Raw genomic sequence first — 14,142 nt, 5'->3', positions numbered from 1 at the left:
AGGCTAATTGGATTGAACCAGTAATTCGGCATCCTTTTGCGATAATAGTTGTAGCTGAGAGCTGATACGCTGTTCGACTTTTTTTACCAAAAATTCCCATTTGACCTTCTTCTCTTTTTTAAAAATTGACTCATAATTATCCAGTTTCCACTCAACAAAAGTGAGAGGATCTAATGCTCTGCCGACAAAACGCACTTCATAGTGCAGATGGGGCCCAGACGACAAACCGGTGTTCCCTGAAAGCGCAATTAAATCACCTTTTTCAACAAAGTCACCGGCTTTAACTTTAAAGGACTTTAAGTGTGAGAAGGACGTCGTAAAACCAAACGCATGCTGAACCTTTAAAAAATTACCTGAGCCTTTACGACTCGGCCTGACGGTTCCTATCACACCATCTGCCGTTGCATAAACCCGTGTTCCGGTATTGACTAAAAAATCGATTCCCCGATGTTGACGCCTTTTACCTGTGATCGGATGAGTTCTGATACCGAAACCAGATGATACTTTATGTCCTTTAACTGGTGAGCCATTTGGCAATTGTTGCAGCAGTTTGACTCTGACCGCTGAATTCAACGCGGCAACATTTAAACGAGATTCAAGGTCAACTGCTTCATCACGGTTAACACCTAAAAATATTTCCAGATCACTCAGACGATTCGAGACAGATAACAACCGTCCATCCCTCTGCACAAGGTCATGAGCCAAATCTTGCTTTTGTAATTCAAGCTGTCTTAACGCCTGCTGTTGAGAAACAGACTGAGTCAACAAGGTTTCTTCCTGGTACTTGAAATAGTCGACTTCATTACTCAGGTAATAGATAAGTCCTGCTGTAAAAACACACACAACCAATATCAGTGCTACAGTGCTCTTCAAACCGACCCTAATCCACTTGCCAAAATGAAGGTCTCTGGTTCCATGAACATTTGAAATGGTAACAATGGTTCGGTCTTTCATAGCTAAACTATCTGCACTGTCTTCGATATCAGTAACTGATCATGGCGACCAGATTAACGACACGATTAAATAGACCATAGATGAAACAGTCTAAAATGGCATTTTATGTACTGCCATAAGGAAACAAGAGTCACTAAACCTTAACTCTGTACTGGAAACTGCCCTCGGGTGCGGTTGGCATAAGCGACCAGCGATAGCATTACCGGCACCTCAACCAAGACCCCGACAATAGTCGCCAAGGCCGCACCAGAATGAATACCAAACAGACTGATTGCGACCGCTACGGCCAGTTCAAAAAAGTTTGATGCTCCAATCATACTGCCTGGAGCTGCGACGCAATGAGGCTGCTTCCATTTTTTCATCCAAAAGTAGGTTACCGCAAAAATAAGGTAGGTCTGAATAAGCAGTGGAATCGCAATGAATACAATATCAATGGGATTATCAATAATTGTCTGGGCCTGAAAACCAAACAGCAAAATCACCGTGCTAATAAGGCCGACAATTGAAAGCGGCTTAATACGGGCGCCTAGCTTATCAAGCCGGATCGGATCTCGAATGAAGTGGCGTGTCATTGTCCCGGCAACCAATGGTATAACCACAAACAGGCTGACGGATAGCAATAAGGTATCCCACGGTACAATCACATCAGTAACACCGAGTAAAAACGCGGCAATGGGCGCAAATGCAACGACCATGATCAAGTCATTAATGGCAACCTGGACCACGGTATAGTTAGCATCGCCTTTTGTGAGTTGGCTCCAGACAAATACCATTGCGGTACACGGGGCAACCCCCAATAAAATCATTCCAGCAATGTATTGCTCACCGAGTTCGGGGGAAATCCAAGCGCCAAAAATATAGCGCATAAATAGCACTGCCAGCAGCGCCATCGTGAATGGCTTTATCAACCAGTTCACCACAATGGTAACAATCAAACCTTTTGGTCGACGGTGAATATTACGCACCGCAGAAAAATCGATATTCATCATCATCGGATAAATCATCAGCCAGATCAGTACTGCAATAACCATATTTATCTGCGCATACTGCAACCGGCCAAGGAAGGCAAAAAAATCAGAAAACAGCATCCCACCAGCAATACCAGCCAGCATGCCAAGCCCCACCCATACACTTAGAAAGCGTTCAAAAATACCCATAATTTTCAATACCTTTAATTTTCACACCTGAAAATCGAACAGCCATCAGATCGTTTCTATTTATTGATAGCCCAACATATAGCAAATCGTCGATTATCGATTTGTATGACTCATAAAAAAGTTATTCGCCAATGATTTATCCGTTTAAACATGACTACAGATAAGTCAGCATAGAACGAAATTCGTTAAGTTTATCCGCATTGATGGTAAAGCACGTTCTCGGCGGCTTAGGTTCAGCAATAACAAAACCCGCTTCGCGCAATATTCGTAAATGTTCGGAAACTGTCGATTGTGCCAAACCCAGTTCACCCACCAAATCACTATTCAAACAACCTTGCTGGCGAGCGAGTATACGTAGAATTCGGATCCTTGCCGGATGAGACAACGCTTTAGCCGCCGCGGCAATTGCCTGCTCTTGTGCTTCATCAACATCAATGCAGTCAAGTACGGTTACACATGGTGCTGTTTGCTTAGGCGGCATTTTTTTATCAGACATAGTTATCAGCCCACTTCGTCAATCGTCGAATAACGATGATAGATCTTTATCTAGCAATAATCAACCTGACGGAGATTAACGTTTAATCACACAGCATAAACTCTTTTCACAACCAACTAACTGATATCCCTTTGCTATACTGATTTCAGAAACGATAACGAGATATTGCTATGGCCAATCTATTTCGCTCTGCCTGTTTAAGCCTGTTACTTGCTGGCTGTAGTACTGATGTCTCAACCGATTACAATAGCCAGGTTGACTATAGTCAGTTCAACACATACCTGTTTGCTGCACCGCCAAGCCAGACCGCCGTCAGCCTTGACGCTACGCGAGTCGAAGAAGCCATTGCGACACAACTGGCAATGAAAGGCTTGCGGCACGCCTCAGAGACTAACGCTGACCTCACGATCAAACACTACATTCAGAAACAATCAGACTTTGAATCTTATGGTACCAGCGTTGGCTTTGGCTACGCTTCCAGAAACGTGGGGATCGGATTCAGTTCTCCCACCCGTTACAAAGAGTACAACTACGGAAAACTGATTGTCGAGCTAATCGAAAACAGCTCCAACCAAGTGGTGTGGCGCGCTGTTTCACAGCGAAAACTCACTGAAACCATGACACCAAGCTCCAGAATTGAATTCATCGATAAGCAAATTAGCGAAATGTTCAAGCAGTATCCGCCGCAGTGACCGTCTGTCTGCCGGTGTCTTTAATTCTTATTGGTCAGTCAGATAATTATGCGACCGATTTATATGTATAAAAAAGTCCTCAATTGAGGACTTTTTAATTTGAGTGGATACCTTTTTAATCAGTTATTTAGTTGTCACTGGAATACCAGCACCTCGTTGACCGTTACGAACTTGAACGAATACTGCCGGCGTCCATGCTGGTACTGTCATCTTGCCATCCGTAAATGTTGCCCCTTGAGCAAGAGATGACGTGTGTAGCGGGCTTAACGTTAAGCCAGATACATTATCAATCGCAATATCTTGAACTGAATTTGACGCATTAATCACAATCACCAGCCCATCCATGCTGCTATCAATATCGACACCCGAATTTTCACCGTTATCAATCGACATCACAATGAGACCCGGCTCCTGAGCTGCACCTGTATTATGGAAATCCACACGTGCGTTGACTTCAGTACCTTTCCCTAAAGTGATCAGAGAGTAAGACTGACGCAGGTTCGCTAGCTCTTTATAGAACTCGACCATTTGTGCCATATTCTCTGGCGATGCTTGAGCGTTTACTCCCGCACCGTCAATCACTTTAGTAATGATATCGTAGTTGCTGCCATCTTTGTCCTGCCGAGGTAAGCCTTTATCCCAGTTGTTATCCTGTAAGGTAAAGTCAACCTTATTGTACCAGTCACCTGAATCATAAGAATCACGCTGCATCGATTTAGAACGTAGCAGTTCAGCCCCCATATGGGTGAATGGTACGCCCTGACCAAGCAACGTTGTTGCCAACGACACAGCTTGCATTCTTACTCGGGTATCAGCATCAACGGTATAAGCGATTTTATACTGGTTGTTATCCCAAAAAGTCTGATTATCGTGCTTAGAGACGTAGTTCTGAATTTCTGTGGGATCGACGGCATAACCTGCTGGCTGGCCGTTGTAATCCACTTCATCACCACATTTCTTCGTACCTTTAGAGTCGATCAAGATGAAATTCTTGAGATTACCGGCCATACCCAGGCGCGTGATATCAGCAAGATGCAGCGCTGTTTCTAGGCTAGTTTTGCTCATATCGTTCGGCAGTACATGGGCACCGTTACCAAAGCCCTGGTTTTGGCGTAGACCATCACCACCATCGAATGGGCCACCACCACGAACAGCATCACGCAGTCGGTCAGAGAATGAACCAATACCTGTACCACCTAAGTGTTTTTGGGTCGCCTGAACAAAGCGCGTGTCGTTTTCAACTTCACCGAAGTTCCACCCTTCGCCGTAGAAGTAGGTATTTTTATCAACTTTCTGTACTGCTGCCAGTGAGTTCTTGATCTGATCTAACGGGTGGTGCCCCATCAGGTCAAAGCGGAATGAATCAATCTTATAATCACGTGACCAAACGACAAGTGAATCAGTGATCAATTTTTCCATCATTGCCCGCTCAGGCGCTGTATTGGAACAACACGTTGAGTTTGTAACATTACCGGAAACGGGATCCAGCCGGTTGTAGTACCAAGGTACAATCTTATCCAGAACAGATGTGCGTGACTCTGGCCCTGCAGAATTGGTATGGTTATACACCACATCCATCACGACGTTCATACCAATATTTGTCTTCACCGCCATTACAGCTTCACGAAGCTCAAGGATTCGTTGTGTACCATCTGGATCGGTTGAGTACGAACCTTCAGGCACCGTGTAATGAAATGGATCATAGCCCCAGTTAAATCCGTCTGTCTCCGATACGTAGCGATTCAGCTCCTGAACCACCGGATTTGATGCTGAATCAGTTTTCTGTACTGTCGCCAACACATCGGCAATCGTTGAAGGGGATTTGCAATAAGGTGCAAACGTCTCTGATTTCTCGACATTTGGATTCACTGTACATAATTTGCTAAACGCAGCGTCAATATTAGCGACCTGTTGCGGATCTTCATTGATTGTCGCAATATCAAAAAACGGCAATAAATGAAGGTGGGTAACACCATTGTCTTTTAGAGACTTCAGATGTTTGACCGGTACAGATTCAGCACTTGTGAAAGCAGTAAATTTACCACGTTGTGCCTTAGGCGTTGACTCATCTAGAGCTGAGAAATCACGAACATGCGATTCATATATCACAAACTCTGCAGGGTTGGTTTGTGTAACTGGTCGTGCTAAAGAATCCCATCCCGCGGGTTTTAATGAACGATCAGTTAAATCTACAACCTGACTAAACTCTGAATTCATTGATAAGCTCAATGAGTACGGATCCGTTACTTCATACTCTACAATGGATTTCGCAACAGGATGATAGACATTAATTTTGTAGCGATAGTAGTCAAATGCTTGAAGATCACTTGTAGCCAAACTCCAAGAGCCGCTAGCTTCGTCGAACACCATTGGTAAGGTTTTTACAACGGCTTTATCATCAGAGTATTTCACTACAGCAACCGACTGGGCCGTTGGTGCCCAGAGACGGAATGTCACATCAGGGCTTCCGATAATTGCACCATAGGCCAGGTCATCTGCAGTACCGGCATCACCTGCATAGAGATCGTCAATAGCCGCTGAAGACTGAACTTGAGTGGCTAGCAACACATTACCACTCGCATCATAGGTTACTGTAAATAGCTGCCCCTTTAAGATGTCTTTCGGTGAAACATCTGCGCCTTCAAAATCCAGCGTCCAGCTTTCCAGGTTATTCAGATGTGGGAACTTAAGCGACCAATCATTGCCCGTCGCTTTCATTGTAGAAATTGTCTTCTCTACACCTGAAAAAGATTGTTGTTTACTGTCGTATTCAATTCCACCTTTACTTGAATATAACAGCTCAACGTTAGCCGCACCGGCTTCAACGGCTAGAACATTACTCGTCAACCAATGTGCGGACGCACCAGCGAACTGAGCCGATGGTAATTTCACCAGCGGCTCATAATAAACTGTCGAGCTACCCTCAAAGGTAAATGCTGCATTACCAATTGCTGCTGCTTTTTCTAGATCAAGTTGTGTGTTATCTAATAAAGGTTTCTCATTACCAATATGTGGAATAAAGTTAACACACTGGCTTGGATCATCCTTCGTCGCAATATCCCAATAAGCACCGTATGTTTTACTTGTGCCCGTTAATGGTAAGCCTGCCTCCCAGTCGGTCGCAGACCCCTCAAAACTGCCACATGTATCATCATTCCATACATGTAACGACAAGTCCGAATAATCTTCACCTTCAAGATTTATATAAATACGTGATGTATTTTCAGGTAGTTCAGGTACTCGTTCAGGAAAAACGCTGGTAATGCCTTCTGTAGTGAAAACATAATTACCGTCATTATGAACCTGGTTCAGATCCAATTTGGCATTGAAATCACCGAGAGGTTTGTTTAATTCTGAGTCTCGCGGAATAAAGTTAACACACTGCGAGTCATCATCTTTCAAATCGATAACCCAATATGCTCCTAATGTTTCGTCGACGCCACTTAAAGGTACCCCTTGACTCCAATCTGAGTTTTCACCGTCATAACTTCCACAAGAATCATCATTCCAGATATGTAAGGTATAACCTTCATACTGATCAGCCGTTGATGATTTAGCCACTTGTCGAGAGTCACGCTTAAAATAAATCGCAGCTTGGTTTTGAGAAATCGACACAAGCTTGCCACTCTCACTCCCCCCCTTATCTCCTCCACTAGGACTAACATCAGAAGATGAATTATTACAGCCAACAACGGCAACAGCAGAGCATAGCGGTATAATTATTTTCGCAAGTGCTGAATATTTAAATTTATTAGTGCTTTTTTTCACAGTTATAATCCATTATTCAATTAAAAAATTGGCGACGAATATAGAAACGATCAATTATTAAAAAAATGATAAATGAATCAATGACAATGAAATCAACCTTGTTGATAAGGTCAGGGGGATGAGACTGAGGGTGGAGAGAATATAAAATTTGAAATAACTCACACAAGTCAGGCTTAGACTCGTCATTAAAGAACAAAAAATATGCACCAATACTTAGGCAGGTCACTCTTTGTAGGCTAAATACAAGGTGATTTGTAAGTTTTTAATAATTAATGTTTTTTCACTAGTCATACGACAATGTTCATTTTTGTGATTTAGGCCAACCTATCAAAACTGTATTCAGATAATACAACTCCTCTCAAGAATAAAAAAAATGATAAACCATAAATAATTCCATCAAAAAAGCCCTGCAATGCAGGGCTTTCAAATCATAACTCATGTATTTATATAGCAGCTTGAAAGCTTATTTCGCCTGACGACGCTTAACAACATCATCCGCTAACTGACGCAGAACTTTTTCCGTATCTGCCCAGCCAATACAGCCATCGGTAATGCTTTGGCCATAAGTCGGCTCGGTGCCTTCAATAATATCCTGACGGCCTTCTACCAGATGGCTTTCGATCATCACACCGAAAATATCACGGTTCCCCTCTGCAACCTGCTTGCCGACGTCTTCAGAAACAATGATCTGACGCTTGAACTGCTTCAGGCTGTTCGCGTGACTAAAGTCGATCATCACTTTCTTGCGCTGACCGGCTTTCTCCAATTGTTCCGTGACGGTATTTACATCTTCCGCACTGTAATTGGGTTCTTTGCCCCCACGAAGAATAATATGACAGTCTTCATTACCTGCGGTTGATACGATCGCCGAGTGGCCATACTTGGTCACCGATAAAAAGTGGTGCGGTGCGCTGGCAGAACCAATTGCATCGGTCGCAATTTTGATGTTGCCATCCGTCCCGTTCTTAAAGCCTACCGGACAAGACAAACCCGAGGAAAGCTCGCGGTGAACCTGAGATTCCGTCGTACGGGCACCAATTGCGCCCCAACTGATTAAATCACCGGTATATTGTGGTGTGATCATATCCAGGAACTCACCCGCAGTCGGCATGCCCATGTCGGTCAGGTCAAGCAGCAACTTACGTCCAATACGCAAACCATCATTCAGCTGGAAGCTACCATCCATATAAGGGTCATTGATCAGTCCCTTCCAGCCGACGGTTGTACGTGGTTTTTCAAAATACACACGCATCACTATTTCTAAACGATCTTTCAATTCTTCCCGTAGTGCTGTCAGCTTCTTACCATATTCAATGGCTGCTTCAGTATCGTGAATAGAACAAGGTCCCACAATAACCAGCAAACGGTCATCTTCATCATTGAGAATATTGTGAATAGCCTGACGCGACTGAAAAACAACTTCAGAGGCCTTCTCAGTAGCAGGATATCTTTCTAATACCGCCACCGGTGGTAATAGTTCTTTAATTTCGCGAATGCGTACGTCATCGGTCTTGTACATACTTCTTTACTTCCTGTGTTACAACATCACTACAGATTCGGTCAAATACGTAAGTAATGTCTTCCATACTCCAAAAAAGATAAAACTAACTTATCGCCTTCAAACCGCATGTGCAAATGCTTATTGAAATATAATTACATATTTATACCCAAGCCACTTCAAGATGCGAGTTTCACTACACTAAAGAATGTAAAAATGACATATTCACTACCTTATGAACCACTCAGATTGGGTAATATTGAAATTAATTGGTCATTTTAAAGCTATTTCTTTGAAATTTCCTCATCAAAGCAATAACATGGCTTAAACATTCTCATAAAATACTGAGGTCGTGTTTTTGCCTGAAGACGCTATCATTTCATTTAAACAAGTTGATAAATGGTATGGAGATTTCCATGCCCTAAAAAACATCAACCTTTCCATCGACCATGGTGAACGCCTGGTTATTTGCGGACCGTCGGGATCGGGTAAATCAACCCTTCTTCGCTGTATTAACGGCCTTGAGAAGTTCAATGCAGGTCAGCTTGTTGTATCAGGCCAATCCCTTGATAAAAAACACTTAAAAACTATTCGCGGCAGCGTCGGAATGGTTTTTCAGCATTTCAATCTGTTTCCGCATATGACAGTACTCGATAACCTGACTTTGGCACCTCGGCGTACGTTGAAAATGTCGAAAACCGAGGCAGAGACGCAGGCAAGGGAATATCTGGAACGCGTTCATATTGGTCATCAGGCAGGAAAATATCCGGCACAGCTTTCTGGCGGGCAACAGCAGCGGGTCGCTATCGCGCGATCTTTATGTATGAAACCTGACATTTTGTTATTTGACGAGCCAACGTCTGCCTTAGATCCTGAAATGATTAGAGAAGTGCTGGATGTCATGAAAGAACTGGCGGATGAAGGCATCACCATGGTCTGTGTCACCCATGAAATGGGCTTTGCCCGCCAGGTCGCCGATCGGGTTGTCTTTATGGATGAAGGCGAGATCGTTGAGATTGCACCGCCCGCTGCGTTGTTCGATACACCGAAACAGCAACGTACCAAGCAATTCCTTGAACAAATCCTGAGTTATTGATTTCGGATATTTGATATCTATGTTAAATAAGCGCTCTCTCACTGTCGGGTACAACATCATAAAGCCGGTAGTCTCAGGCCTATTACAAATAGCGCTTGTAGTAATGGCCCTGATCTGGCTATTAAACAGTGGTGCAGAAGCGATGAACTATCGCTGGCAATGGTATCGTATTCCGCAATATTTATGGTTTGTGGAAGACGGTGAATGGTTTCCGGCGGAATTACTGGCGGGGCTATGGATCACCCTGAAAATTTCGGCGATCAGCCTATTCTTTACCCTTCTTATCGGCCTGACTACCGCCCTGCTAAGGTTGTCTGATTCTATCGTCGGCCGTGGCCTTGCCCGTAGCTACATCGAGCTTATCCGCAATACACCACTGCTGGTTCAGATTTACCTGCTCTATTTTGTGTTTGGCCCGGTATTAGGGTTGGAGCGCTTTACCACTGCGGTACTGGCTCTTTCCCTGTTCCAGGGAGCCTATACCTCAGAAATTTTTCGGGCGGGGTTGAACAGTATTGCCAAAGGCCAGTTTGAGGCATCTGAGAGCCTCGGCTTGTCTCACATCGACAGCTACCGATTTGTTATTTTGCCGCAAGTGATCCGGCGTATTTTACCGCCACTGACCAATGAAACGGTCTCACTGGTCAAGAACTCTTCTATTGTCAGCATTATGGCGATCTTTGATTTAACCACCGAGGGACGCAATATCGTTGCAGATACCGCCATGCCATTCGAAGTATGGTTTACGGTGGCCGGCATTTACCTGTCAGTCACCCTGGTCTTATCCGGCTTTGCCGCCTGGTTAGAACATAAAATGAATGTACCGGCTTAATACCAATATTATTCATTGTGCGGGATCCAAAGCACTGAACCCCGCCATTTAAGGAGAAAGGAAGCATGAAACGACTACTCACCGCTTTTCTTGCAATATTGACATTAACGGCAGGATCTTCCGCCCTCGCGGCAGATAAAAGCACGCTTGTAGACATAAAAGAACGAGGCACGTTACGGGTCGGGCTATCAACTTTTGTACCATGGGCAATGAGAGACAAACAAGGCGAGCTTATTGGTTTTGAAGTCGATGTTGCCCGTCGCCTGGCTGAGGATGCCGGCCTGAAGGTCGAATTCATTCCAACCGCATGGGACGGCATTATTCCAGCCCTGCTTGCGGGTAAATTCGATGTCATCATCGGAGGCATGTCAATCACTGCGCAGCGTAATATGAGTGTGTTATTTACTTCTCCGTATGCCCATTCAGGGGTTCAGCTTGCAGCCAACAAAGAGATAGCCGGCGACAAGACCACCATTGCTGACTACAACAAGCGCAGCGTAACTCTGGCTGTTCGTCGCGGCGCATTTACCGTGCAAACGGCTAAGAAGTATTTTCCAAAAGCCAAATTGCGCCAGTTTGACGATGATGCACAAGCTTTCCAGGAAGTATTGAATGGTAATGCGCATGCGGTACTGGCATCTTCACCAAAGCCTGAACAAATGACGATTCAGTACAATGAAAAACTACACATCCCGCTAACCGAACGTTTAAGCCGGGGCTCTGAAGCATTTGCTCTTCGCCACGGTGAGCACGATCTACTGAACTTCTTTAATAACTGGATTCTGCTGCGCACAGAAGACGGCTGGCTGAAAGCGCGCCATGATTACTGGTTCACCACCTTAGACTGGCAAGACCAAGTGTCAGAGGGACAGTAATCTTGCCGCACTGCAATATATTAACGTTGCTTGAAAAGCAAACGACAAAGCCGAGAAAAACATTCTCGGCCTTGTCCAGGCTCAATAAACTCGACTGGCTGCTGCTCGCCATTATCGGCGTGTTTTCGGGCTGGCTTTATTACCGTTCCTCAGTGGGTATTCACTATCAGTGGAACTGGCCGAGAGCGTTCAGCTTAATTTTCGCATCCGGAAAAACGGGTGAACTGCCCTATTTCTTCCAGGGATTTGTGACGACCATTCGGCTGAGCCTATGGGGAATAGTGTTTGCCGGTCTGCTAGGTTTACTGCTCGGGTTAGCGCGCCGATCACCATTAATGATGCTTCGGCTGCCCGCTCAGGCCTATATCCAGCTGGTACGAAATATTCCACCGCTGGTATTCGTTTTCATTTTCTACTTTTTTATTTCCAGCCAGCTAGTACCGGCGATCGGTTTAGATAACCTTCTGCGCTACCACAACGGTGAGATTAACGGCATTCAGCACTTTCTGTTTGGCCCTTCAAAACTGTGGGAAAACCTGTTCTCTGGTGTACTTTGTGTCGGCCTGATCTCCGCAGCTTATATAGCCGAAATCGTTCGATCGGGAATTGATGCAATTAGCAAAGGCCAATGGGAAGCCGCCGATTCGCTGGGCCTTTCTCGCTGGGATCGCTTTCGCGATATCATTTTCCCACAAGCATTAGCGGGTATTGTGCCCCCGCTGGCCGGTCAGTTTATATCACTGGTTAAAGATTCGTCGATTATCTCACTGATTTCGATCCAGGAGCTGACGTTTGTTGGCAGTGAAATGGCGAACTCGTCCGGCTTAATTTTCGAAATCTGGTTGCTTGTCGGCGCTGGATATCTGGTACTGTGCCTGGGACTGTCGCTGCTGTTCGGCCGGTTAGAAAAATACAGCCAGAAGCATAAACAGAGAGAGTGAAGATGAAGAAGGCATTTTCACTGATTACAGCCTAAACAGCTTTGATGAAATAGGGTCACGCCGGAAGGAATATGCCTCAAACATTCCCAGTATTGTTCCCTTTTGCTGATATTTGAGCACTAGGGCCCTGTCACCATATGCCATGCCCCCGTCGATGTAGCAGCAGTTCCCCCTGACGACTGGCCATAGTGCTTCCACTATATTGTGCCCGTGCAGAACAGCACCAACACCCTGTACTATTGTCGCGGCTCCACTGAGAAAGGCTGACCGATCGGACAGCATCCAATCAAGATCGGACTCACTGACAGTGGCGTTATCAATCGAAGTAACAAGTACATCCCAGTGATAAGGAGCGGGTACCCCTGCATGTACAAGGCCGATTCTGTCTCCGCCAACCTCAAGCGTTATAGCCACAGGTTGTGCAGCAGCATAGCGTATCATATCCGTTAAATGGTACAGGTCATGATCATCACGCCATAAACCACCATTATAAGCCCATAGAAGTGCACTCTGAGCATCTCCAGAGAGCGCTTTGTGTGCCATTATTTCGTGATTACCAGCCAGGCTGACTATCGCGGGATTGTACCGTGCAGCCCCGAGAACCGATAATGACTGATTTCCACGGTCGATTAAGTCGCCAAGAATAAACAGCCTGTCCTGAACTCTGCCATCGACAGGAAACCTGAATCCGATTATGTTCAGAACATCCATCAGCAGGCCGAACTGGCCGTGTATGTCGGATATGAAATATATCTCGAATTCCGACCCCTGCTCCAGCTGTATCAATTGATGCATATCCGCCTCCATCAGAAGAGTTCTTCAAGACTAGATTATTCCATGCAGCAATGGGCTTCTTTAGTGCTCTCTGTCATTTCCTGTCTGATGAAGCGTCTATAATTTCGGCCCTGCGAAAGCAATCGATACTGTGATCGTTCACCATGCCGGTTGCTTGCATATGGGCATAAATCGTCGTAGAGCCGAGAAATTTAAAACCTCTCTTTTTCAGATCGCTTGCCAGTCTATCTGACTCCGCAGAGGTCGCCGGATAATCCGCGAGACATTTCAGATGATTGGTCTTTGGCGTACCTGATACAAAGCCCCAGATATAATCGGCAAAACAGCCAAATTCAGTTTGGACTTCAAGAAATCGTTGGGCATTATTGATGGCAGCTTCAATTTTACGTCGGTTACGAACAATACCCGAGTTATTCATCAGTTGCTCAACGTCTTCTTCATCAAAAGAGGCAACGACAGCGGGATCAAAATTGGCAAAGGCTTGACGATAGTTTTCCCGCTTTTTTAAAATGGTGTACCAGCTAAGGCCTGCTTGAGCAGATTCTAGCACCAGAAATTCAAAAATCTTATTGTCGTCATGCAGTGGTACGCCCCACTCAAGATCATGATAGGCAACATAATCCGGCTTGCTCGTATCGAGCCACGGGCAACGTGTTGGAACTTCTGACATCGGCAGTTCCTTGGTTTTGATAGGTTATTTAAACAGAACTCTATCCAATCAACTCTCGGCTTTGACTAAAAGCCAGTGAATTATCGCTGAAACGAGCATCTTAAGATTACTTGGGTATAAAATAATGCAGATAAACAAGGAGATCAACCGGAGCAATGGCTTCACCGAATCTGGATAAATTCAGAGTGGCAAAGTGATATTTAGCGGGTTGTTTATTGGTGAGATCGCGTTGAGGAAACGTGTCTTATCCACTTAAAGTGAAAGCCATATTGGCGATAAGTCTAAAGTAATGAGTAAAGGGGGGATGTCTTAAAACGGCACCTGTGAGACAAACTCCCTTTGCCTTAACCCGATCGATCGCAAGTAGA

Annotated in this window: 12 protein-coding genes; 5 read left to right on the top strand and 7 right to left on the bottom strand. The window is 44.9% G+C overall.

Annotated features, from left to right (window positions below):
• Positions 1-3: 3 nt before the first annotated feature.
• The 3 genes from AC2204_RS04385 to AC2204_RS04375 all read right to left on the bottom strand — a co-directional run bounded on the left by AC2204_RS04385 (position 4) and on the right by AC2204_RS04375 (position 2,592).
• A complete protein-coding gene (locus AC2204_RS04385) occupies positions 4-954 on the bottom strand; it encodes a M23 family metallopeptidase (RefSeq protein ID WP_318924264.1) in 951 nt (316 codons plus the stop codon).
• Between the two features lie 140 nt (positions 955-1,094).
• Positions 1,095-2,111, bottom strand: a complete 1,017-nt coding sequence (gene arsB, locus AC2204_RS04380) for an ACR3 family arsenite efflux transporter (protein ID WP_318924263.1) — start codon at positions 2,109-2,111, stop codon at positions 1,095-1,097.
• Between the two features lie 154 nt (positions 2,112-2,265).
• Positions 2,266-2,592, bottom strand: a complete 327-nt coding sequence (locus AC2204_RS04375) for an ArsR/SmtB family transcription factor (protein WP_413466673.1) — start codon at positions 2,590-2,592, stop codon at positions 2,266-2,268.
• 185 nt (positions 2,593-2,777) lie between these two features.
• Between AC2204_RS04375 and AC2204_RS04370 the strand changes: the two genes are divergently transcribed.
• On the top strand, positions 2,778-3,299 hold the full coding sequence (locus tag AC2204_RS04370; protein WP_318924261.1) for a DUF4136 domain-containing protein: 522 nt from the start codon (positions 2,778-2,780) through the stop codon (positions 3,297-3,299).
• 123 nt (positions 3,300-3,422) lie between these two features.
• Here the strand turns inward: AC2204_RS04370 and pulA are convergent, their stop codons facing one another.
• Both pulA and aroG read right to left on the bottom strand, forming a co-directional pair.
• Positions 3,423-7,067 (bottom strand): pullulanase-type alpha-1,6-glucosidase, encoded by a 3,645-nt coding sequence (pulA, locus tag AC2204_RS04365; protein ID WP_318924260.1) that lies wholly within the window; start codon positions 7,065-7,067, stop codon positions 3,423-3,425.
• Between the two features lie 463 nt (positions 7,068-7,530).
• Positions 7,531-8,586, bottom strand: coding sequence for a 3-deoxy-7-phosphoheptulonate synthase AroG (aroG, locus tag AC2204_RS04360; RefSeq protein WP_318924259.1), 1,056 nt, complete (start codon positions 8,584-8,586; stop codon positions 7,531-7,533).
• A gap of 337 nt (positions 8,587-8,923) precedes the next feature.
• Here aroG and AC2204_RS04355 point away from each other — a divergent pair, with 337 nt between their 5' ends.
• The 4 genes from AC2204_RS04355 (at position 8,924) to AC2204_RS04340 (ending at position 12,309) form a co-directional block, all read left to right on the top strand.
• A complete protein-coding gene (locus AC2204_RS04355) occupies positions 8,924-9,661 on the top strand; it encodes an amino acid ABC transporter ATP-binding protein (protein WP_318924258.1) in 738 nt (245 codons plus the stop codon).
• A gap of 19 nt (positions 9,662-9,680) precedes the next feature.
• On the top strand, positions 9,681-10,493 hold the full coding sequence (locus tag AC2204_RS04350; RefSeq protein ID WP_318924257.1) for an amino acid ABC transporter permease: 813 nt from the start codon (positions 9,681-9,683) through the stop codon (positions 10,491-10,493).
• A gap of 65 nt (positions 10,494-10,558) precedes the next feature.
• Positions 10,559-11,368: a transporter substrate-binding domain-containing protein gene (locus AC2204_RS04345; RefSeq protein WP_318924256.1), complete on the top strand. Its 810-nt coding sequence runs from the start codon at positions 10,559-10,561 to the stop codon at positions 11,366-11,368.
• Between the two features lie 26 nt (positions 11,369-11,394).
• On the top strand, positions 11,395-12,309 hold the full coding sequence (locus AC2204_RS04340) for an amino acid ABC transporter permease (RefSeq protein ID WP_318924294.1): 915 nt from the start codon (positions 11,395-11,397) through the stop codon (positions 12,307-12,309).
• 24 nt (positions 12,310-12,333) lie between these two features.
• On the opposite strand, the gene AC2204_RS04335 is transcribed toward AC2204_RS04340, so the two are convergent.
• Together AC2204_RS04335 and AC2204_RS04330 are read right to left on the bottom strand one after the other, a co-directional pair.
• Positions 12,334-13,104, bottom strand: a complete 771-nt coding sequence (locus AC2204_RS04335) for a metallophosphoesterase (protein WP_318924255.1) — start codon at positions 13,102-13,104, stop codon at positions 12,334-12,336.
• A 73-nt stretch (positions 13,105-13,177) separates the two neighbouring features.
• A complete protein-coding gene (locus AC2204_RS04330) occupies positions 13,178-13,774 on the bottom strand; it encodes a DNA-3-methyladenine glycosylase I (protein ID WP_318924254.1) in 597 nt (198 codons plus the stop codon).
• Positions 13,775-14,142 lie beyond the last annotated feature (368 nt).

The organism is Photobacterium sp., from assembly GCF_057456235.1.
Note: the sequence above shows the minus strand (reverse complement) of the source record. Positions and strands in the feature narration are given on the sequence as shown.

Excerpts from the sequence above, each read along its gene's own strand:
- AC2204_RS04345 (WP_318924256.1), top strand. The coding sequence starts at position 10,559 with ATGAAACGACTACTCACCGCTTTTCTTGCAATATTGACATTAACGGCA.
- AC2204_RS04375 (WP_413466673.1), bottom strand. The coding sequence starts at position 2,592 with ATGCCGCCTAAGCAAACAGCACCATGTGTAACCGTACTTGACTGCATT.
- AC2204_RS04335 (WP_318924255.1), bottom strand. The coding sequence starts at position 13,104 with ATGCATCAATTGATACAGCTGGAGCAGGGGTCGGAATTCGAGATATAT.
- arsB (WP_318924263.1), bottom strand. The coding sequence starts at position 2,111 with ATGGGTATTTTTGAACGCTTTCTAAGTGTATGGGTGGGGCTTGGCATG.
- aroG (WP_318924259.1), bottom strand. The coding sequence starts at position 8,586 with ATGTACAAGACCGATGACGTACGCATTCGCGAAATTAAAGAACTATTA.
- AC2204_RS04370 (WP_318924261.1), top strand. The coding sequence starts at position 2,778 with ATGGCCAATCTATTTCGCTCTGCCTGTTTAAGCCTGTTACTTGCTGGC.
- AC2204_RS04350 (WP_318924257.1), top strand. The coding sequence starts at position 9,681 with ATGTTAAATAAGCGCTCTCTCACTGTCGGGTACAACATCATAAAGCCG.
- AC2204_RS04385 (WP_318924264.1), bottom strand. The coding sequence starts at position 954 with ATGAAAGACCGAACCATTGTTACCATTTCAAATGTTCATGGAACCAGA.
- AC2204_RS04330 (WP_318924254.1), bottom strand. The coding sequence starts at position 13,774 with ATGTCAGAAGTTCCAACACGTTGCCCGTGGCTCGATACGAGCAAGCCG.